This window comes from Paucibacter sp. XJ19-41, from assembly GCF_028462495.1.
GTDB lineage: Bacteria > Pseudomonadota > Gammaproteobacteria > Burkholderiales > Burkholderiaceae_C > Roseateles_E.
This window is the reverse complement of sequence record NZ_JAQOWX010000182.1, coordinates 1-6,830: the sequence shown is the minus strand read 5'-3', so window position 1 is coordinate 6,830 and position 6,830 is coordinate 1. Positions and strand designations below refer to the sequence as shown.

Annotated in this window: 8 protein-coding genes and 1 pseudogene; 7 read left to right on the top strand and 2 right to left on the bottom strand. The window is 69.8% G+C overall.

Annotated features, from left to right (window positions below):
• From PO768_RS27065 to PO768_RS27035, 7 genes and pseudogenes are all read left to right on the top strand, one after another.
• Positions 1-786: pseudogene (locus tag PO768_RS27065) on the top strand (M43 family zinc metalloprotease); the annotation flags it as partial.
• Between the two features lie 28 nt (positions 787-814).
• Positions 815-1,138, top strand: a complete 324-nt coding sequence (locus tag PO768_RS27060; protein WP_272648536.1) for a hypothetical protein — start codon at positions 815-817, stop codon at positions 1,136-1,138.
• Positions 1,139-1,154: 16 nt separating this feature from the next.
• Positions 1,155-2,489, top strand: a complete 1,335-nt coding sequence (locus PO768_RS27055; RefSeq protein ID WP_272648535.1) for a M28 family metallopeptidase — start codon at positions 1,155-1,157, stop codon at positions 2,487-2,489.
• Between the two features lie 48 nt (positions 2,490-2,537).
• Positions 2,538-2,963 carry a hypothetical protein gene (locus PO768_RS27050; protein WP_272648534.1) on the top strand — a complete coding sequence of 142 codons (426 nt, stop codon included), beginning with the start codon at positions 2,538-2,540 and terminating at the stop codon, positions 2,961-2,963.
• Positions 2,933-3,298 (top strand): hypothetical protein, encoded by a 366-nt coding sequence (locus PO768_RS27045; protein ID WP_272648533.1) that lies wholly within the window; start codon positions 2,933-2,935, stop codon positions 3,296-3,298. Before PO768_RS27050 ends, PO768_RS27045 begins: the two co-directional genes overlap by 31 nt.
• Positions 3,299-3,393: 95 nt before the next feature.
• Positions 3,394-4,068 (top strand): winged helix-turn-helix domain-containing protein, encoded by a 675-nt coding sequence (locus PO768_RS27040; RefSeq protein WP_272648532.1) that lies wholly within the window; start codon positions 3,394-3,396, stop codon positions 4,066-4,068.
• Positions 4,065-5,405, top strand: coding sequence for an ATP-binding protein (locus PO768_RS27035; protein ID WP_272648531.1), 1,341 nt, complete (start codon positions 4,065-4,067; stop codon positions 5,403-5,405). The genes PO768_RS27040 and PO768_RS27035 overlap by 4 nt, the downstream gene beginning before the upstream one ends.
• A 16-nt stretch (positions 5,406-5,421) precedes the next feature.
• On the opposite strand, the gene PO768_RS27030 is transcribed toward PO768_RS27035, so the two are convergent.
• Together PO768_RS27030 and PO768_RS27025 are read right to left on the bottom strand one after the other, a co-directional pair.
• Complete coding sequence (locus PO768_RS27030) at positions 5,422-6,060, bottom strand: tetratricopeptide repeat protein (RefSeq protein WP_137941234.1); 639 nt, start codon at positions 6,058-6,060, stop codon at positions 5,422-5,424.
• Positions 6,061-6,073: 13 nt separating this feature from the next.
• On the bottom strand, positions 6,074-6,830 hold a 757-nt coding region (locus PO768_RS27025; RefSeq protein WP_272648530.1), incomplete at its 5' end, for an SDR family oxidoreductase.

Here is a 6,830-nt window from a genome sequence, read left to right as displayed (position 1 = left end):
CCCTCGCTGACCGGCTACGAGGCCATGGGCGGCACCATTCTGGGCCAGCCCGAGGTCGTCTCTTGGGGCCCCAACCGGCTCGACGTCTTCGTCGTCGGCACTGATCGACAGCTCTATCACAAGTGGTGGAACGGCAGCGCCTGGGGACCCTCGCTGACCGGCTGGGAGGCCATGGGTGGCGTCTGCACCAGTGCGCCGCGCGCGGTCTGCTGGGGACCCAATCGCATCGATGTCTTCGTCAACGGCACCGATGGCGCGCTGTATCACAAGTGGTGGAACGGCAGCGCCTGGGGGCCCTCGCTGACCGGCTGGGAACGCATGGGCGGCATCTGCACCACGGTGCCCGAGGCCGTCTCCTGGGGTCCCAACCGGCTTGATGTCTTCGTCATCGGCACCGACAGCCAGCTCTATCACAAGGGGTGGACTGGCAGCGCCTGGGGGCCCTCGCTGACCGGCTACGAAGCCATGGGCGGCATCTGCACCTCGCCCCCGCGCGCCGTCGCCTGGGGCCCCAACCGGCTCGATGTCTTCGTCACCGGCACCAACAGCGCCCTGTTCCACAAGTGGTGGAATGGCAGCGCCTGGGGGCCCTCGCTGACCGGCTGGGAACGCATGGGCGGCATCTGCACCACGGTGCCCGAGGCCGTCTCCTGGGGTCCCAACCGGCTGGATGTCTTCGTCATCGGCACCGACAGCCCGCTCTATCACAAGTGGTGGAATGGCAGCTCCTGGGGGCCTTCTCTCACCGGCTACGAAGCACAGGGTGGCGTGATAACCGCATTCTGAAAGGCAGGACGAAATGGCGATGCGATCAATGGAGCAAGATGCCGCGCCCCCCGGTGGCGACTGGGCCCACTCCTTCGAAGAGGACCAGGGCGATCTGCGCGTCTACCGACCCGTCGCCAGCTTCGTCTTCCCGCCGGCCCGGCGGGGCCGCGCGCATCTGAGCTTCGATGCCGACGGTCAGATGACGCAACAGTTGCCCGGCCCCGATGACAGGCTGGAGCTCGTCAGCTGCAGCCCGCTGGGCATGAACCGCTTCCGCATGGCTGGCGGCGCCGGGCAGACGGCATGCACGCTGGAACTGGTCGAGGCCGCAGCCGACAAGTTGGTGCTGCGCCTGCTCCCGAGCGACTGAGCCCAAGGAGGCGGCCATGTCAAAGCACTACAGGGTGGTTGCGGCCACCGATGCCGCCGCATGTCCGGTCCAGGCATGCAACGGCCTCGCCTGGTGCCGGCTCGATGACCAGATCATTTACTGGCAGCTCGACGATGCCGATACGGATATGACCGATATTGCGCCTGGCGCGGGCGTGATGCATCCGACGTTGCAGGGTCAGCCCTACCTGGTGGTGCAGGTAGGCAATGCCTTTCTGGTCGAGCATCCGGACGCGCGGGTGCTGCTGAACAAGGGGCGCTACCTGATCGTTGATCTGGAGCCAGCCGAGTTGGCGGCGCTGCGGGCCGAGGACGAGGAAGCCTGTTTCGGCATGATACCGCTGCCCGCCGGACAGGTAGTGCTGAAACCGCTCGCGCTGGATCGCAGCGGTGCGCGTGTGCAGCAGCCGGCCATCGCGGCGCTGACCGCCCAGGTCTCGCAGGCACGCCTGCTGCAGACCGTAAACAGCCTGACGGCCTGGCGCAGCCGACACTCGGCCAGCGCCGAGTTTGTCCAGGCTGCGGAGTGGTGCCGCAGCCGACTGGCCAGCCTGGGCTTTGGCGCCGTGGCCATACCGGTAGCGCTGAGCAGCGGATCCAGCCTCAACATCGTGGCCGACAAGCGCGGCAGCGGCAGTCCCCCCCGTCGGCTGTGGCTGCTGACCGCGCATCTGGATTCGATCAACCATGCCGGTGGCGCCGGGGCCGCGGCGCCCGGCGCCGACGACAACGCCAGCGGTGTGGCGGGCGCTCTGGAGATCGCCCAGTTGCTGGCGCCGCAAGCCTTGAACGACGACTTTCGCGTCCTGCTGTTCGGCGGCGAGGAGCAGGGGCTGCGCGGCAGCCGGCAATACGTGGCCGCTCTGCCGGCCGCCGAGCGGGCGCGCATCGCCGGCGTGATCAATATGGACATGATTGCGCGCCAGAACACCGGCTCGCCCACCGTGATGCTGGAGGGCGCGCCGCTGTCCCAGGGCCTGATCGATGCGCTGGCCGCCGCCGCAGCCGACTACACCGGCCTGGCGGTACAGACCTCACTGACGCCTTTTGCCAGCGACCATGTGCCCTTTATCGATGCCGGCCTGCCTGCGGTGCTGACCATCGAGGGCGCCGACAGCAGCAACCACGACATCCACACCGCGGCCGACACCGCGGACAAGCTGCACGCCGGTCTGGCCCAGCAGATCGTGCAACTCAATCTGGCCGTGCTGGCACAGGGCCTGGGCCTGGCCGCCGGCGCCCCGCGCAGCAGCTCGGGCCCGGTGGTGACCTGGGGCGCGAACCGCCTCGATGTCTTCGTGATCGGCAGCAACCGCGCCCTCTTTCACTAGTGGTGGAACGGCAGCGCCTGGGGGCCCTCGCTGACCGGCTACGAGGCCATGGGCGGCCCCATTCTCGGCCAGCCCGAGGTCGTCTCCTGGGGCCCCAACCGGCTGGATGTCTTCGTGCTCGGCACCGACCGCCAGCTCTATCACCAGTGGTGGAACGGCAGCGCCTGGGGGCCCTCGCTGACCGGCTACGAGGCCATGGGCGGCACCATTCTGGGCCAGCCCGAGGTCGTCTCCTGGGGCCCCAACCGGCTCGATATCTTTGTGCTCGGCACCGATCGCCAGCTCTATCACAAGTGGTGGAACGGCAGCGCCTGGGGGCCCTCGCTGACCGGCTGGGAGGCCATGGGCGGAGTCTGCACCAGCGCGCCGCGCGCGGTCTGCTGGGGCCCCAAGCGCATCGATGTCTTCGTCAACGGCACCGATGGCGCGCTGTATCACAAGTGGTGGAACGCCAGTGCCTGGGGCCTCCGCTGACCCGATGCGAGCGCATCGGCGGCATCTTCACCACGGTGCCCGACGCCGTCTCCTGGGGTCCCAACCGGCTTGATGTCTTCGTCATCGGCACCGACAGCCAGCTCTATCACAAGTGGTGGAACGGCAGCGCCTGGGGACCCTCGCTGACCGGCTACGAAGCCATGGGCGGCATCTGCACCTCGCCTCCGCGCGCCGTAGCCTGGGGCCCCAACCGGCTCGATGTCTTCGTCACCGGCACCAACAGCGCCCTGTTCCACAAGTGGTGGAATGGCAGCTCCTGGGGGCCTTCTCTCACCGGCTACGAAGCACAGGGTGGCGTGATCACCGCATTCTGAAAGGCCGTCGCAAGGCGCGCGCCGGCGGCGCGCAGCATCGCGCTGTTCTTCATCACGATGGCGATCCGCGTCAAGAACGCCTAGCATCGCCACCCATGCGCCTCCTTGTCGTTGAAGATGATGCCCAGCTGGGCGATGCCCTGGCCAGCGGCCTGCGCCAGCTGGGCCATGCGGTCGACTGGTTCCGCGATGGCGCCAGCGCCGGCGCAGCGCTGGCCGGCGCACTCTATGACGCGATGGTGCTGGACCTGGGCCTGCCCGGCGGTGACGGCATGCAGTGGCTGGCGCGCTGGCGCGCCTCGGGGCTGGCGCTGCCGGTGCTGATACTGACGGCGCGCGACGCCGTCGAGCAACGCATTGCCGGGCTGGATGCCGGCGCCGATGACTATCTGGTCAAGCCGATCACGATAGACGAGCTGGCCGCGCGGCTGCGAGCGATGCTGCGGCGCTCCGCCGGCCGGGCCCAATCGGTCTGGCAGCACGGCGCGCTGGCCTATGACCCGGCCGCCAAGCAGGTGCACTGGCGCGGCCAGCCCGTCGAGCTGACCGGGCGCGAGATGGCGCTGCTAGAGGTCTTGATGGCCCATCCGCAGCGCGTGCTCAGCAAGGAACATCTGAAGGACAAGCTCTACGACTGGAGCGGCGGCGAGCCCGAGGGCAACGCGCTGGAGGTACATATCCACCATCTGCGCCGCAAGATCGACCCGGCCATCGTGCGCACCGTGCGTGGCGTCGGCTATGCGCTGGGCGCCGCAGAGGAATCCCAGTGAGCATCCAGCGGCGGCTGCTGCTCTATCTGCTGATGTGCGCGCCGCTGGTCTGGGGCGTGGCGCTCTTCATCTCGGTGGACCGGGCCCGGCATGAGGTCAACGAACTCTTCGACACCGAGATGATCCGGCTGGCCCGCCAGGTGCAGGCCACGCTGAGCTCGACCCAGCCGGCCGAGCGTGAGGGCGCTGCGCCAGCGCAGAGCAGCGCGGCCGATGCCGGCGAAGCCGATGTGCGCGATCTGGCCATCGCGGTCTGGGACGCCGGCGGCCAGCTGCTGCTGTCCGACCGTGAGGGCGTGCAGCTGCCGCGCCGTGCCGAGGCGGCCGGTTTTGTCGATCTGACGCTGGAGGCCGAGCCCTGGCGGGTCTACTACCTGCAATCAGCCGGCGGGCAATGGCTGGTGGCGGCCGGGCAGAAGGCCTATGAACGCGACGAACTGGTGTTCGACCTTACCGCCAGCCAGCTCGGGCCCTGGCTGCTGGTGCTGCCGGTGCTGCTGCTGGCGATGGCCTGGGCGGTGCGGCGGGCGCTGGCTCCGGTGCACCAGTTGACCGCCGAGCTGCAGGGCCGCGGCCCGAATGATCTGCAGCCGGTGCCGCAAAGCCATGCGCCGGCCGAGCTGAAGCCGCTGGTGGGGGCGATGAACGGCCTGTTCGAGCGCATCGATTCCATGCTGGCGCGCGAGCGCCGTTTCACCGCCGATGCCGCCCATGAGCTGCGCACGCCGCTGGCCGTGCTGCGCGCGCAATGGGATGTCGTGCGCCGCTCGGCCAGCGCCGAGGAGCGCGCCGCCGCCGAGGCCAAGCTGGGTGCCGGGCTGGAGCGCATGGACCGCCTGGTCACCCAGATGCTGGCGCTCTCGCGCCTGGAGGCCAGCGCCGGCCTGGGCCACAGCAGCGAGCTGCGCTGGCCGGTCATCGTCGAGCAGGTGATCAGCGACTGCCTGCCGCTGGCCGAGCGCCGCCGCATCGAGCTTGCCTGCGACTGGCCGGCGCCGGGCGAGCATGCGCTGCCGCTGCTGGGCGACGAGCAGCTGATGATGGTGCTGCTGCGCAATCTGCTGGACAACGCAGTGCGCTACGCGCCGCCGGGCACGACGGCCACGCTGCGCTTCGAGCCCGGGCGGCTCAGCGTCGAGAACGAGGGCGAGCCGCTGACGGCCGAGCAACTGGCGCGCCTGGGCGAACGCTTCCACCGCAGCGAGGGCCAGGCGGAGAGCGGCAGCGGCCTGGGCCTGTCCATCGCGCAGCGCATCGCCGCGCTGCACCGGCTGAAGCTGGCGTTCGGCGCCGGCGCCGACGGGCGCGGCTTCCGGGCCGTGCTGAGCCGGGCCTAGCCGGGCTCAGCCAGGCTTAGCGGGACTTGGTCTTTTCGAGCAGAGCCCGCGCCTCCTCGCGCCGACCGGTGTCGGCGATCTGGCGGCCGGGCCGGGCCGGCGCCTGCAGCGCGCGCTCCAGATAGGTCTGCGCCTCGGCCGGCTGCCTGGTCTCGATCAGGTATTCGGCATAGAAGAAATTGGGGTCTATGCCCTTGGGATTCAGCGCCAGCGCCTTTTGCAGCAGCTCGCGCGCCTTGGCCTTGTCGCCGAAAGCGATCGGCCAGCCCGGCACCTTGTAGTACAGCACGCCCAGGCTGTTGTAGGCCGAGCCGTCCAGCGCATTGCCGTCGATCTGTATCGCCGCTTCATACAGCGCCTTGGCCTGCTTGACCAGGCCCAGCGCGCCCAGGCCGCCCTTCTCACCGGCCCAGGAGCTGACGACGATGCCCTCCCAGACCAGCGGCTCGCTGCGGCCGGCAAAGCTCTCGCTGAGCTTGTGGGCCTTGGCGGCCAGGGCCTCGAAGCGCTTCTCGCGCTCGGCCGCCGGGGTCTGGTAGCGGATCACCTCCCAGTCGTGCTGGATCTCGGTGACGGCGTCGTCGACAGCGGCGGCCTGGGCCATCGGGGCGCCAGCCAAAGCAAGCAGCATGCTCAGGTGCAATGAAATCTTCATGGATGGGTCCTTGTCAGCAGGTGAGGGTCGCGGGGGCGCCGTCCGGGGACGGTTGTTGCAGCAGCGGCGGCAGGCTGCGGCGGTGTTTGGCGAAGGCGCCGTCCAGCAACGGGCCGGCCAGGCCGTTGAGCCGGACCGCCAGTGTTTCGGGAAAGCCGATGAAGCGCTCGGCGCCCTCGCTCTCCAGCAGGCGCAGCAGGGCCTGGGCAACCCGCTCGGGCGCATCCATCGCGGTGCCGGTGGCACGGTTATAGGCCTGCACGCCGGCGTTGTTGAACTCGGTGCGGGTGCTGCGCGGGCCCAGGTACTGCACCCGCACCCGGCTGTCGCCCAGCTCGCGGCGCAGCGCCTCGGCAAAGCCGCGCAGGCCGAACTTGCTGGCGCTGTAAGCACTGAAACCCGGCAGGCCCAGCCTGCCCAGTGCCGAGCCGATGCAGATGATTTGCGCGCGCGGCTGGCAGCGCAGATGCGGCAGCAGCGCCTGGCTCAGCAGCATCGGTGCGAGCAGATTGATGTCCAGCAGCTGGCGTATCGCAGTGGGCTCCAGGGTTTCGAGCCGGCCGAAGCTGGGCGCGCCGGCGCCATGCACCAGCACATTGCAGCCCCAGTCGGCCGCGATCTCGGCCAGCGGCCGCAGGCGCTCGGCCTGGGCCAGATCGGTGGCCACCCAGCGCAGCCGCGCCGGCTCGACGCCATGGCGCTGGCCCAGCTCATGGACCTGGGCGGCCAGCCTTGCCGGCGAGCGGCCCACCAGCAGCAGCGCGGCGCCG